Genomic DNA, 14167 nt, shown 5'->3' with positions numbered 1-14167 from the left:
GGACGGGATGAGGACGCAAGCTTTACGGCTTGATGGGCGGCGGCGACCGCCATGACCCCGCTGCTGCCGCAACCAGCATCAGCACGGCGGCAACGATCGCGCAGATGGCAAAGCCGAATGTCGAATAAAGCGGCCCGAAGCTGGTGGTGCCGATGAAGACGGCGAGGTAGGTGACCGAGCTGTTCAGGCCCATGATGGTGCCGCGGCGCGACGGATCGAGCGCGGTAAGGCGCATCACCAGCACGTTCAGGCCGAAATGATTGGCAAGGCCCCAGATGGCGATCATAGCCAGGATCAGCACGAAATTGCTGCTTGCGAGCGCGATCGCGACATAGACGACGGCGACCAGCAGATAGGCGAAAGGCATGACGCGCCGTGCGCCGATGCGGTCGATGACGCCGTCGAGGAAGGCCGCGGCGCCGAAGCCGGCGCCATAGGCGAGCGCGGCCAGCGCATTGGCGCTGACGGGCTCGCCCAGATCCTGGTGCAGATGATCGCCGAGATAGCCGTAGACGCCGTAAAAAGCGGTCATGAAGGCGGTGCAGGCGATGAGCAGCGGCACGATCCCCGGAATGGCCAGCGCAACGAACGGCGACGGCGCCGGGCCGCCCTTCCTGACGTCGCTGAGCGAGGTCATCGACAAGGCAGCAAGCGCAATGGCGGAAAGCACCGCGACGGCGGCGAAGACGGCGCGCCAGTGCACGAGATCGGCAAGCACGGCCGACAGCGACACGCCGGCCACCATGGAGACCGTCCAGCCGGTCAGCACGACGCCGATCGTGCCGCTTTCACGGCCGGGCGGCGCAATTGCCGCTGCACTGGTATAGATGGCCGGCATGGCGACGCCCGCGGCGATGCCGGCGACGGCCTGGGCCGCGACCAGCATGATCACCGTCGGCGCCAGCGCGCTGGCGAGAAGGCCGACCGCCAGCAACAGCAGAGCGCCCTGCAGCATGCGGCGGGCGCCGACGCCGTCGATATAGCGGGCGAGGAACAAAGCGCTGGCGGAAGTGCCGAGACCGAAGGCAGCCGACGCGGCCATCACCGCCGGCACGCTGGTGCCGAAGGATGCGGCGACTGCCGGAGCAATTGGACCCAGGACCAGCGAGTTCGAGCCGATGACGGCGATGCAGCCGGTCAGGAGGTAGGCCAGCGCCGGAATCGGCTGATGGAGCGTTGCAGCTTGATGCGCGTTCGTCATCGGGTCATAATGGCCGAACTGAATTCCGCGACAACAAGGAATTTCGATATGGACGAAGAAACAGATGGGGTTCTGCAGAACAAGGTAGCTCCCCGCGAGCTCGACGCAATCGACCGAAAAATATTAGGCGTGCTGGTCGAGGATGCGACGATCAGCTACGCCGAACTTGGCGAACGCGTCTGCCTTTCGCCGCCTGCGGCGCATGAGCGGGTCAAGCGCCTGCGGCGCAGCGGCGCCATCCGCGGCACCGCTGTGATCATCGACCCGAAGGCGGTGAAGAAGCCGCTGCTCACCTTCGTGCATATCGATACCAAGGGCTGGGGCAAGACACCGGAGCTGATGGCCGTCTCCCAATATCCTGAGGTCGAGGAAATCCATTCGGTGGCCGGCGACACCTGCATGCTTCTCAAGGTCCGCACCGAGGACACCAGGGCGCTCGAAGGCCTGCTGGCGCGTCTCTACGAAACGCCCGGCGTCACCTCGACGCGAAGCTATGTCGTGCTGTCGACCTATCTCGAGCGCCCGGTGCAGCCCGAGATCACGGCGCAATGGCCGACGCCCCGGCATATGGCCACGCCGTTGTACTGATCTGCGCTATCTTCGTCTTGCCGGGGCCACAACAATCCTTCACAAACGGCACCCTATATTGATGCCAGGCATTGATTTGGGGTGACGAGAGGCGCGGCTTGGAATTCGAACTGAAAACCATCGAGGCGCTGGCCCCCGATCAGGCGTCGCTAAGCGCCGCCTCGAAGCTCACCAAGCGCTCGAACTGGCCGCGGCTGGAGAAGAACGAGCAGCAGGCGCTGATCTGGGGCGAATGCCAGGGCTCGGGATCCAACCCCTATCGCACCGTCGTCGACACCGGCGACCACGGCTACAAATGCACCTGCCCGTCGCGAAAATTTCCCTGCAAGCACACGCTGGCGCTGATGTGGATCGCCGCCACGGCGCCGGCCAGCTTCACATCAGCCGAAACAACGCCGGAATGGGTCAATGACTGGCTTGGCCGGCGCAGGAAGACTGCGCCCCCGCCGGTCGACGCAAAGCCTGGCAGGGGCGCGTCTGGCAAGAGCATTGGCGAGGCCTCGCAGGCGGAGGAAAGCACCGTCGATGACGCCGCCGCGACGGAGCGCCGCGAGACGGCGCAGCGCAAGCGGGCGGAAGATACGCGCACCGTGGTGGCAGGCGCGCTGGACGAACTCGACCAGTGGATTGCCGACCAGCTGCGGCTCGGCCTTTCCGCCTTTGCCGACGCCAGCAGCGAGCGCTGCCGCCGCATTGCGGCGCGGCTTGTCGACATGAAGGCGACGGCGCTTGCCGGACGCATCGACGAAATCCCGGCCCGGCTAATGGCGCTGCGCAGCGAGGAACGGCCGGACGCGGCGATCCGCGAACTCGGCAAGCTGGTGCTGCTGGCCAAAGCCTGGCGCTCGGCGCCCGACGATCCCGAGCTGAAGCGACTGGTGTCGGCGTCCGAAACCCGCGACCAGGTTCTGTCCAGTCCCGACGTGAAGCAGGTCGACAGCCATTGGGAGGTCGTCGGCGAGAAGATCGAGACTCGCCGCGACGGTCTCGTCAGCCATTCGACCTGGCTGCTCGATCTGAAAAGCCCGACGCCGCAGTTTGGGCTGCTGCTCGATTTCTTTCCGGCTTCGGCCGGCCGCCGCTCGGCGGCGTTCACGCCCGGTGACCGGTTCCACGCCCGCCTGGTATTCTACCCGTCGCGCCAGCCACTGCGGGCCTTGGTGGCGGAGCGCAAGAGCGACGTCGTGTCGGGCGCCTGGCCGGATTTCGGCCTCGACGCTGTCAAGGACCCGCTCGCGGCGCATGCGGCGCACCAGGACGCAGCGCCCTGGTCGACCGATAGCCCGCTGATGCTGCCTGCCGGCGCGATCCTGCTCGATGAGCGCGGCACCGCCTGGTGGCAAGCGGCGCACGACCCGCAAGGGATCGCCCTGCCTGTTAGCGGGACCGTCGATCAGACCGTGCTTGGCCTCGACCTCGCGGCCACGGCAGCGCTTTGGAACGGCGCGCGGCTCGATCTGCTGGCCGCGCAAAGCGGCTTCGGGAGGCTCGATCTGTCATGAACGAGCTCGAACTAACCGGCCTGGCGACGATGCGCGACTGCTGGATCACCGGCGGAACCGCGTTCGATCTGGCGCCAACCGCCTGGAAGGAGATCGCGGGTGGCGCAAGCCCAGACGAACGGGAGCGACGTCTGCTGGCGATCGCGGCGCAGGCGCTCGATGTCGGCCTGCGGCCGTCGGCGCCGAAGACGCTGAAGCAGCGCCCGCCGCTGCCGAGGCTTGGCCTGCCGCTGCTGCCGGAGCGGTTGCGGCGGCTGTTGCGGGCGGCCCTGAAGAACGCCGCCGATGCGCAGCGCAAGTCGCGTGTCGCGACGCTCGTCGCCAGCCGCGGCTATGTGCTGCATCCGATGGACTGGATGCCGTCGGCATCAGACCAGAACAGCCCTGACATTTATGCGCCGTGGATCGACTGGCAGGCCAGCGTCGAGGGGCTGAAAATTGCCCCGCAGGAGCAGCTGACGGCGCAGAACTGGGATGACTTTTACCCCGCCGCGCGCCGTATCGCGTTGGCTGAGATGCGCCGTCGCGATCCGGCCACGGCCCGCAGCCTGATGGAAGCCAAGGCGACGGGCGAGCCGGCTGAAGTCCGGCTGGCGCTCATCGAACTCATGCATTTCAACCTGACGCCCACGGACGCGCCATTCCTGAAAAGCCTGGCCACCGACCGCTCCGGCAAGGTGCGGGAGCTGGCGGGCCGGCTGCTGGCAAGGCTGGGCGAGCATGGCCGGCCGGGCAACGACGGAGCCGACGACCCCGTTGCCGAACTCGCCGCCTTCATCACAGAAGGCAAATCCGGCTTCATCCGCCGCCGCACCACCTACACGCCGGCAAAGCTCAAATCGCCGGCGCAGGAAAAGCGCCGCGCCGAATTGTTCGAGACCTGCAACCTGGTCGACCTCGCTTCCCGATTTGGGGTCAGCGAACCCGATTTCATTGCAGCCTGGCAATTCGGTGCCGACAAAAATGCGGACATCCAGATCTCACGAATGGTCGCAGCGTCGGGCAGCGACGCTGCCGTAACGCAGATGGCCGACACACTAGTCGCCGGGGGAGGCAAGCCGGCACTATTCGTGCTGCACCTGACACCGCGCCTGGATAGCCGCAGGAAGCGTGTCCTGGTCAGACTGATCCTGAAAGATACGCCGCAGTATATTAGCGCGCTCACCCTTGCCGAGGGCTTCGAAGCCAACTGGCTGGAATGGCCCGACATGACGAACGGCCAGGGCTTGGCGGCATTGCGTTCGGCTGTCGCCGGCGATGATGACGCTATGAAGCGAACCGCCGACGACCTGCTGGAAACGATGGGCTTTCTGGCCACTGCGGCGACAGCGGAAAAATTGATCGAGCATGTCGTTGCGGCTGGCATGCCGCCGGCGGCAGCCTCGCTCGCTTTCCTGCGCCTCAACGCGGCCCTGACGGGAACCAACACATGACAATCCGGAGAACAGCACCATGAACGCAGCCATCCGCCTCCCTGTCGAGCAGGCCTATGCCGCTGAACTGCAGGCGCTGGCGCGCAATGACGAACGCCAGAAGCCGGCCGGATGGAGCCTGTCGCCGAAGGCCGTGCTGACCTATCTGCTCGGCGGCAAGGCAAGCGACGGCACCGTGATATCGCCGAAATATGTTGGCCGCCGCCGGCTGATGGAAACCGCGGTGGCGACACTCGCTACCGACCGCGCGCTGCTGTTGCTCGGCGTTCCCGGCACCGCCAAGTCCTGGGTGTCGGAACATCTCGCCGCCGCCATCATGGGCAACTCGACGCTAATCGTGCAGTGCACGGCCGGCACCGACGAGAACCAGGTCCGCTACGGCTGGAACTATGCGCAGCTTTTAGCCAAAGGGCCGAGCCAGGAGGCGCTGGTGCCGACGCCGCTCTACCGCGCCATGGAGAGCGGCAAGCTATGCCGCCTGGAAGAGTTGACGCGCATGGGCTCCGATGTACAGGATACGCTGATCACCGTGCTGTCGGAAAAGATGATGCCGATCCCGGAACTCAACACGTCGCTCTATGCCCAGCGCGGCTTCAACATCATCGCCACCGCAAACAACCGCGACAAGGGCGTCAACGAGCTGTCCTCGGCGCTGAAACGCCGCTTCAATGTGGTGGTGCTGCCGCTGCCCGAGGACATGGCGGAAGAGGTGGCGATCGTCTCCAAGCGGGTCGACGAGATGGCCGGCGGGCTCGACCTGCCGGTGCCGAAAAATGTCGGCGAGGAGATCGCTCGCGTGTTGACCATTTTCCGCGAGCTGCGCTCGGGCGCAACCGCCGACGGCAAGGTGACGCTGAAGACGCCTTCGGGTTCGCTCTCGACCGCCGAGGCGATCGCCACCATGGTCGGCGGCCTCAGCCAGGCGGCGTGGTTCGACAGCGGCAAGCTCGGCGCCGAAGGCCTCGCCGCCAGCCTTGTCGGCGCCATCGTCAAGGACCCGGTGCAGGACAAGGTGGTGCTGGAGGAATATCTCGAAACGGTGCTCAAGAAGCGGCCGGACTATGCCGGCTATTACGCGGCGCTGAACGCAGCGATCTGAGGTCATGAGCGACGTCGCCTATTTCGGCATCCGCCATCACGGGCCGGGCTCCGCCGACAGCCTGGTGCAGGCGCTGCGGGACTTGCAGCCGGTCGCGGTGCTGATCGAAGGGCCGAGCGACGCGTCCGCCCTGCTGCCATTGCTGGCGCGCCCGCAGATGCAGCCGCCGGTGGCGCTGCTCTGCTACCCCGAGGACGATCCGGCCGCGACAAGTTTCTGGCCGTTCGCCGAGTTCTCGCCGGAATACCAGGCGGCGGTGTGGGCGGTGGAGAACAAGGCGGCATTGCGGTTCATCGACCTGCCGTCATCGGCACGGTTCGCGGCACCGGCAACCGACGACACCGACAAAACGGCTGACGCCGACAAGCCCGAACCCAAGGACGAAACCGGTGAGGATGGCGAGCCCGCATCGCATCGCGACCCGATCGGCACGCTGGCTGCGGCCGCCGGCTATGAAGATGGCGAAAGCTGGTGGGCCGACATTATCGAGCAGAATCCGCAGCCGGGTCCAATCTTCGCTGCCATCACCGATGCGATGACGACGCTGCGCGACGGCGAAGGTGCGATCGCGCCGTTCGAGGCCAAGCGTGAAGCGCATATGCGATTGGAAATCGCCGCCGCGCGCAAGGAATTCGCCGGACCGATCGCCGTCGTCTGCGGCGCATGGCATGTGCCGGCCCTGCAGGCCGCGCACACGCAGAAGAACGACCAGGCGCTGATCAAGGGAATTGCCCGGCGCAAAAGCATCATGACATGGGCGCCATGGACCGGGCCGCGTCTTGCGCTGGGCTATGGTTATGGCGCTGGCGTCGTCGCGCCCGGCTGGTGCAAGCATCTATGGCGCACACGAGGGCGGCGCGACGCCGCGACGCTGTGGCTGGCGACGATCGCGGCGGTGCTGCGGGCGAAGGGCCATCTGGTGTCGACCGCGTCGCTGATCGAGGCCGAGCGGCTTGCGCGCACACTGGCTGCCATTCGCGAGCGGCCGAAGCCCGGCTTCGAGGAATTGCGCGATGCCGCGATCGCGGCGCTGTTCAACGGCGAAGCGGTGCTGTGGGCGCTGGTCGAGGCCGAGCTGCTTTTGGGCGCGGATGTCGGCGAGATTCCGCCCGACACGCCGCTGGCGCCGCTGATCGAGGACCTGCAGCGCAACCAGAAGGCGGCGCGGCTGAAGCCGGAGGCGCTGGAACGCGAGCTGTCGGTCGATCTGCGCAGCGAAAGCGGACTGTTTCGTTCGACATTGCTGCACCGGCTGGACGTGCTTGGCGTGCAATGGGGCAGGCTGGCCGACGCCGGCCGCAGCCGCGGCACCTTTCGCGAAAAATGGACGCTGGCCTGGGAGCCGGAATATGCCGTGCGCCTGGTCGAGAACCTGATCTACGGCCCGACTATCAAAAAGGCCGCCAATGGCCGCCTGATCCAGATGCTCGGTGCGGCCGCGAGCCTCGACACGCTTGCCGCCCTTGTCCAGAGCGCCATTACGGCGGATCTGTCGGAGGCCGCGAGCGCCGGCCTTGTAGCGTTGGAGGCGCGCGCAGCGCACAGCAGCGAATGCCTGGAGATGCTGGCCTCGGTGCCGCCGCTTGCCGACATCATCCGTTACGGCGAGGCGCGCAAGACCGAAACCAACCGGCTGTCCGGTTTGTTGGAACGGTTGATCGTCGAAGGCGCGATCGCGCTGCCCTATGCGGTGCGCGACCTGGACGAGCAGGCCGCCACCACGCTGGTCGGTGCTGTGCGCAAGGCCGACACGGCCATCCGGCTGGTCGAGCCCGGCGAAGGCGTGCTCGATGCATGGCGCAACGGCCTGACCGGCGTGCTGGAAGGTCCGGGCTCGACGGCGCTGCTCGCCGGCTGCGCCGCGCATCTGCTCTATGAAGCCGGCCAACTGTCGGCAGAGGACGCCGCCGGGCTGCTCGGACGCAGGCTGTCGCCGGGGACGCCGGTCGCCCAGGCAGCGGGGTTCTTCGAAGGTTTCTTCAGCACTGCCGGCCAGCGGCTGATCTACGACGAGGGCCTGCGCGGCGCCGTCGATGGGTGGCTGAAATCGCTCGGCGAGGACGCTTTCATCGCGCATCTGCCATTGCTGCGCCGCGTCTTCTCCAATCTGGACTCGATGGAGCGGCAGCGGTTGATCGAGGCCGTGCTCGGCCGCACCGCAAGGTTGCCGGCCGGCCTGACGCCGGCGCCGGATGGCGGCGAGGGCTGGCGCCGTCACCTGGAGCGGCTTGGGCCATTGCTGGCGGGCGGAGTGTGACAATGGATGACGAAGCCGAAGTGCCCGAACCCGGCCCAGCATCCTCCGATAGCGGGCGCGAGCGCCGCTGGCGGCTGGCGATCGGCGCCGATGACGAGGCTTCCTCCGCCCTTTCCAGTGATGACAAAAAACTGTCTTCGGCGCTCGATGCGCTTTACGGCGACGGCGCCAATGCCGATGCCGACCCGCGCAAGCGGCGCGGCGGGCTCGGCCGCTCGGCGCCACGCGTGGCGCAATGGATGGGCGATATCCGCTCCTTCTTTCCCGCCCAGGTGGTCCAGATCGTCCAGAAGGATGCCTTTGAGCGGCTGAACCTGAAGCAGATGCTGATGGAGCCGGAATTCCTCAAGGCGATCGAGGCCGACGTCAACCTCGTCGCCGACCTGATCTCGCTGCGTTCGGTGATGCCGGCCAAGACCAAGGACATCGCCCGCACCATCATCGCCGACATCGTTGCCAAGCTGATGCAGCGGCTGGAGCAGAAGACCGCCGAGGCGATCCGTGGCGCGCTCGACAAGTCGCGACGCACCAACCGGCCGCGCCAACGCGACATCGACTGGCCGCGCACCATCTCGGCCAATCTTCGCCACTACCAGCCTGAGCACAAAACCGTCGTGCCGGAAAAACTGGTCGGCTTCATGCGCAAGCAACGCCGGCTGGTCGATCTCGACGAAGTGGTGCTGTGCGTCGACCAGTCCGGCTCGATGGCGAGCTCGGTGATCTACGCCTCGATTTTCGCCGCGGTGATGGCGTCGCTGCCGGTCGTGCGCACCAAGCTGGTCTGTTTCGACACGGCCATCGTCGACCTGACCGAAGAGCTCAGCGACCCGGTCGAGGTGCTGTTTGGCGTGCAGCTCGGCGGCGGCACCGACATCAACCAGGCGGTCGCCTATTGCGCCGACCGCATCGAGCGGCCGACCAAATCCCACTTCGTGCTGATCACCGACCTCTATGAGGGCGGCAACGGCCAGGACTTGCTGCGGCGGCTTGCGGCGCTGGTCCGGTCCGGCGTCAATGTCATCGTGCTGCTGGCGCTGACCGATCAGGGCCGGCCGGGCTATGATCCGGCGATGTCGGCTTCGGTCGCGGCACTGGGCATACCGGTCTTCGCCTGCACGCCGGACCTGTTTCCCGACATGATGGCGGCGGCGTTGCGGCGCGAGGATATCGGCGCCTGGGCAGCCGGCGCCGACATCAAGCTGATCCGCGCCGAGACGGAGCCGAGCAGTCAGGCCTGACTATTCGAACGAATAGGCAAACCCGTCAGTGGAAGCGCTGACGGTCACCTTGGTCATCTTCTCGCCGTCGAGCGACCGGTTCAGCACGCCGCGGCTGAGTTCCGGCAACAGCGTGTTGGTGAGGATGGCGTCGATCATGCGGCCACCGGACTCGATTTCGGTGCAGCGCGCCTTGACCAGCGCCATGACGCCGTCGCCGATCACCAGTTCGGCGTCGTGGCTGGCGCGCAGCCGCCGCGCGATCTTGCCGAACTGATGGCGGGTGATGGCCTCGATCATCGAATCCGAAAGCGGATAGTAAGGGATGGTCACGACGCGGCCGAGGAAGGCCGCTGGAAACACCTTCAGCAGTGGAGCGCGCAGGGCAGCATCGAGGCCGTCGAGCCCTGCCCTCACCGTGCCGTTGCCGGTCCGCTCCATGATGACTTCGGAGCCGACATTGGACGTCAGCAGGATCAGCGTGTTCTTGAAGTCGATGCGCCTTCCCTCGCTGTCATCCATCATGCCCTTGTCGAAGACCTGGAAAAAGATCTCGTGGACGTCGGGATGCGCCTTCTCGACCTCGTCGAGCAGGATCACCGAATAGGGTTTTCGGCGCACGGCCTCGGTGAGAATGCCACCCTTGCCGTAGCCGACATAGCCGGGCGGTGCGCCCTTGAGCGTCGAGACGGTGTGCGCCTCCTGGAATTCGGACATGTTGATCGAGATCAGGTTCTGCTCGCCGCCATAGAGCGTCTCGGCCAGCGCCAGGGCCGTCTCGGTCTTGCCGACTCCCGAGGGGCCGCAGAGCAGGAACACGCCGACCGGCTTTTCCGGCGCTCCGAGCCCGGCGCGGCTGGTCTGCACGCGCTTGGCGATCATCTCCATGGCGTGATCCTGGCCGACGACTCGTTCGGACAAAGTGTCGGCGAGCTTGAGCGCCTTTTCGGTCTGGCTGGACAGCATCCTGCCCGTCGGGATGCCGGTCCAGTCCTGGACCACGGCAGCGACCGCATTGCGGTCGACCGACGGCAGGATCAGCGGCGTCTCGCCTTGCGCGGTGGCAAGCTCGGCCATGAGTTCACGCAGCCGCGCCAGATCGGCGGCAGGATCTGGCGCAGCTTCGGCAGCCGGCGCTTCGGTCTCGAACGCTTTGGCCTTCGGCTTTTCAGGCTTGGACGTTTCGGCCTTGGGCGGTTCAGCCTTGGGCACCTTGGTCTTTTCTTCGTCCGGCGCTGCTGGTTCGGCATCGGCCTCGGTTGTCGCCACCGCATCGAGCGGCACGCCGTCGCCGCGCAGCCGCGCGCGCAGTTCGAGGATCTCGGCAACCAGCGCCTTTTCGCGCTCCCAGCGCTCCTCGGCGGCGGCGAGCATGGTCCCGGCCTCAGTGAGCCCGGCCTCGACCCGCGCCTGCCGGTCAGTTACTTCGATGCCGATCGCGGCCTCGCGGCCGATGATGCCGCTTTCGACTTCCAGCGCCTGGCGGCGCCGCAAAATGTCCTCGACCTCGGCCGGCGTCGCATGCTGCGAGATCGCGACCCTGGCGCAAGCGGTGTCGAGCAGGCTGACCGCCTTGTCGGGCAATTGCCGCGCCGGGATGTAGCGATGCGACAGGCCGACCGCCGCCTCGATCGCCTCGTCCAGGATCTGCACTTCGTGATGCTGTTCGAGCACGCCGGCTACGCCGCGCAGCATGAGCACGGCGACCGCTTCCGACGGCTCGTCGATCTTGACCACCTGGAAACGGCGGGTCAGCGCCGGGTCCTTTTCGATGTGCTGCTTGTATTCGGCCCAGGTGGTTGCAGCGATGGTGCGCAATTCGCCGCGCGCCAGCGCCGGCTTCAAGAGATTGGCGGCGTCGCCGGTTCCGGCGGCACCACCGGCGCCGATCAGCGTGTGCGCCTCGTCGATGAACAGGATGACCGGCGTCTCGGAGGATTGGACCTCGTCGATGACCGCCTTCAGGCGCTTCTCGAACTCGCCCTTGACGCTTGCCCCGGCCTGCATCAGGCCGACGTCGAGCATGCGCACGCTGATGCCTTGCAGCGGCGGCGGCACGTCGCCCTGGGCGATGCGCAGGGCAAAGCCCTCGACCACCGCGGTCTTGCCGACACCGGCCTCGCCGGTCAGGATCGGGTTGTTCTGCCGGCGCCGCATCAGGATATCGATGATCTGCCGGATCTCCGGGTCTCGGCCGACGACCGGGTCGATCTTGCCGTCATGGGCGCGCTGGGTGAGGTCTGTGGCGTATTTGGCCAGCGCGGAATCCCCGCCCGGAGCTCGCCGCGGCGCCTCCGCGGTGGGAGCCACTGCTGCCGTGGCGCCGGCTTCGAGCGAACCGTCCACCACCTCGGCAAAGCGGGCGATGACCCCGTCGGCGTCGATCTTGTCGAATTCGCCGCTGATCTTCGCCACCAGGCCTTCCAGCACCGGCGTCTTCAGGCAGGCGAGCACGACATGGGCGCTGCGGACCTCCTCCATGCCGAATTCCAGCGTCGCCAGGTTCCAGGCCTCCTGGATGGCGTGAAAGATGTGGTCGGAAAATTCCTCGATCGAGGTGGCGCCGTAGGGCAGCTTGTCGACGGCGCGGGTCATTTCGCTGGTAAGCCGGCTGGCATCGACGCCGGCATCGGCAATGATCATCTGCACATCCGAACGCTCGGACAGCACCAGTTGTTCTATGAAATGGACGAGTTCGACGTAAGGATTGCCGCGCAGCTTGGCGCTGTCGGCGGCGGCCTTGAAGGCGCGCAGGCAGACCGGATTGAGCTTGCCAACCAGTTCCTTGCGTTTGAACCCCTGCGACGACCGGCGCTGTTCCATCGAACGTGCTCCTGCAATCTGCCCGTCGACAGCCTGCCACATAAGCAGCCGCTTGACAAAGCGCTTGATGCAGCCGGCCTTTTCCCTTTGTGGAGAGTCCCGCGCCGCCAAATGCAGACAACCACGATTTTTTCTAATCCTATGCGATGCGCTTCACATACGAGGTTGGCCAAGCACGCCATGAATTGCGCCATCCGAGACGCAGTTGCACCGACATTCATTAGCGCTCGTTAACTTTTGAGCGGATGGCGAATTGTGGGAATATGCAACCGTGTGCTAACGTTGGGTCACGTACGGTTTTAGAGCCGGTCGCCGGGGGTATCTGTGATCGATCTCGCACTCTGGCTTGCTCCGCTGGACGGTGAAAATCCGTCAGGCGAAGACTTGCGCAACGATCCGGCTTTTCATGAGCTGGAGCGGCTCACGGAGCCGCAGGTCAAGGTCGTCCATGACGGGCGCAACAAGCCAGCCGCGCAATCGACCATTCCGGTCGACTGGCCTGCCGTGCTCGGCAAGGCCGAGGAGTTGCGTTCGCATGGCCGCGACCTGCGCCTGCTTGTCATTGTCGCCCGGGCGCTGGCCAATGAAGAGGGGCTGGCCGGACTGGCACAGGGCCTGACCCTGATTGCAAGGACCTTCGAGACGCATTGGGAGACGATGCACCCGGCGCTGCGGGCCAGCCCCCAACCACGCGAGGCCGCCCTGCGCCGCCTCAACGCGCTGGCCGACCTGCAGAACGGCCAGGAAGGCCTGCTGGCGAACCTCAGGCAGATGGTCTTCTTCGCGCCGCGTCCCATCGGGCCGATCAGCGGACGCGATCTCGAACAGGGTGCGCTCGACGATCGCGTCATGCTTCAGGAAGCGGCGTCGGGATTGAATGCCACGGAGAAGGCAGCGCTGGTCAGCGCGCACGGACAGCTCCTGAACCGGGTGGGCAGCGGTTGTGCCGCCCATCAGGACCAGGCCGGTGAACAGATGACAGCGCTCATCGCCGGGGCGCACGCAGCGATCGAGGCGCTCGACGCGGTCGATGCGGCCCTGAATGCCCGTCTTGACAGCAACGGGGCCGCCGTCCCGGACCTGAAACGATTTTTGCAGCGCGTGCTGACGACGCTGGAACGCAATACGGCGGTCGAGACCACGGAAGAGGCAGCGACGAAGGGGGCTGCCAGCCCGGCTGCTCCCCCGGCAAGCCCGGCCGCGCCGGTCAGAAACGGTCATGGAGCCGAGACGATGGCAAGCTACGCGGAGACCGGTGCGGGGCTCCCGGACAGGATTTCCTCGCGCGACGATGTGGTGAAGTGCCTCGACCTTGTGGTCGCGTTCTACGACCGCACCGAGCCGTCGAGTCCGATCCCGCATCTCGCCCGCCGGGTGCGCAGGATGGTGCACATGGATTTCGTTGAACTGATGGAAGACCTCGCCCCGTCGGGGCTCAAGGAATTCCGGCTGCTCGCCGGCGTTCCCGACGCCAAGAAGACTGCCCAGAAGGATGAAAGGTAGCAACACATGCCAGCCGAAAGCAAAGCGAAGGTCATCGAGCGAAATCGCGCCCCGCGCGTGCAGATCGCCTACGATGTCGAAACCTACGGCAGCCCGACGACGATCGAACTGCCGTTCGTCATGGGCGTGATGGCCGACCTGTCGGGCGCATCGCAGACCAGGGAAGCGTCCAAGACGGTGCTCGAGCGTTCCTTTGTCGAGACCGATGCCAACCGCTTCCCCAAATTCATGGAAGCGCTGGGACCCAGGGTCAAGGCGCGGGTGAAGAACACGCTGCCGCAGGCCGAGGGACAGGAGCGCGACGAAGAACTGGCGCTTGACCTGACCTTCACCAAGATGGGCGATTTCGCCCCCGACAAGATCGCCGAACAGGTCCCGCAACTGGCCGAAATCCTCAAGATGCGGCGCCAGCTCGAGGAGCTGCTCGGCTTCATGGACGGCCGCGTCGATGCCGAAAAGCGCATCGCCCAATTGCTGAACAATCAGCCGCTGCTTGGCCAGATCGCCGCCCAGGCGCTGTCCGACGACAAGGGTGAGGAATAGA

10 protein-coding genes are annotated in these 14167 nt (G+C 66.1%); 8 read left to right on the top strand and 2 right to left on the bottom strand.

Going from position 1 to position 14167, the window contains the following annotated elements:
* Positions 1-22 precede the first annotated feature (22 nt).
* Positions 23-1201, bottom strand: coding sequence for an MFS transporter (locus NLY36_RS24585; protein ID WP_023701530.1), 1179 nt, complete (start codon positions 1199-1201; stop codon positions 23-25).
* A gap of 48 nt (positions 1202-1249) precedes the next feature.
* On the opposite strand from NLY36_RS24585, the gene NLY36_RS24580 reads away from it, so the two are divergent.
* The 6 genes from NLY36_RS24580 (at position 1250) to NLY36_RS24555 (ending at position 9318) form a co-directional block, all read left to right on the top strand.
* Complete coding sequence (locus NLY36_RS24580; protein WP_023687041.1) at positions 1250-1789, top strand: Lrp/AsnC family transcriptional regulator; 540 nt, start codon at positions 1250-1252, stop codon at positions 1787-1789.
* A gap of 98 nt (positions 1790-1887) precedes the next feature.
* Entirely contained in the window at positions 1888-3291 is a 1404-nt protein-coding gene (locus NLY36_RS24575; RefSeq protein ID WP_023735631.1) for an SWIM zinc finger family protein, read from the top strand.
* On the top strand, positions 3288-4724 hold the full coding sequence (locus NLY36_RS24570; RefSeq protein WP_023735632.1) for a DUF5691 domain-containing protein: 1437 nt from the start codon (positions 3288-3290) through the stop codon (positions 4722-4724). The genes NLY36_RS24575 and NLY36_RS24570 overlap by 4 nt, the downstream gene beginning before the upstream one ends.
* A 19-nt stretch (positions 4725-4743) precedes the next feature.
* Positions 4744-5823, top strand: a complete 1080-nt coding sequence (locus NLY36_RS24565; RefSeq protein WP_023687038.1) for an ATP-binding protein — start codon at positions 4744-4746, stop codon at positions 5821-5823.
* A gap of 4 nt (positions 5824-5827) precedes the next feature.
* The gene (locus NLY36_RS24560) at positions 5828-8080 is read left to right on the top strand and encodes a DUF5682 family protein (protein ID WP_023735633.1); all 2253 of its coding nucleotides are present in this window, start codon (positions 5828-5830) and stop codon (positions 8078-8080) included.
* Positions 8081-8082: 2 nt separating this feature from the next.
* On the top strand, positions 8083-9318 hold the full coding sequence (locus NLY36_RS24555; RefSeq protein WP_023687036.1) for a VWA domain-containing protein: 1236 nt from the start codon (positions 8083-8085) through the stop codon (positions 9316-9318).
* Here NLY36_RS24555 and tssH read toward each other — a convergent pair whose 3' ends face one another.
* On the bottom strand, positions 9319-12120 hold the full coding sequence (gene tssH, locus NLY36_RS24550) for a type VI secretion system ATPase TssH (RefSeq protein ID WP_023735634.1): 2802 nt from the start codon (positions 12118-12120) through the stop codon (positions 9319-9321). It lies immediately after the preceding gene.
* A gap of 324 nt (positions 12121-12444) precedes the next feature.
* On the opposite strand from tssH, the gene tssA reads away from it, so the two are divergent.
* Both tssA and tssB read left to right on the top strand, forming a co-directional pair.
* Complete coding sequence (gene tssA / locus NLY36_RS24545) at positions 12445-13623, top strand: type VI secretion system protein TssA (protein WP_023687034.1); 1179 nt, start codon at positions 12445-12447, stop codon at positions 13621-13623.
* A 6-nt stretch (positions 13624-13629) separates the two neighbouring features.
* Positions 13630-14166 (top strand): type VI secretion system contractile sheath small subunit, encoded by a 537-nt coding sequence (tssB, locus tag NLY36_RS24540; protein ID WP_023735635.1) that lies wholly within the window; start codon positions 13630-13632, stop codon positions 14164-14166.
* Position 14167 lies beyond the last annotated feature (1 nt).

Source organism: Mesorhizobium sp. C399B (assembly GCF_030323185.1).
Classification (GTDB): Bacteria; Pseudomonadota; Alphaproteobacteria; order Rhizobiales; family Rhizobiaceae; genus Mesorhizobium.
This window is presented reverse-complemented; position numbering and strand designations above follow the sequence as displayed.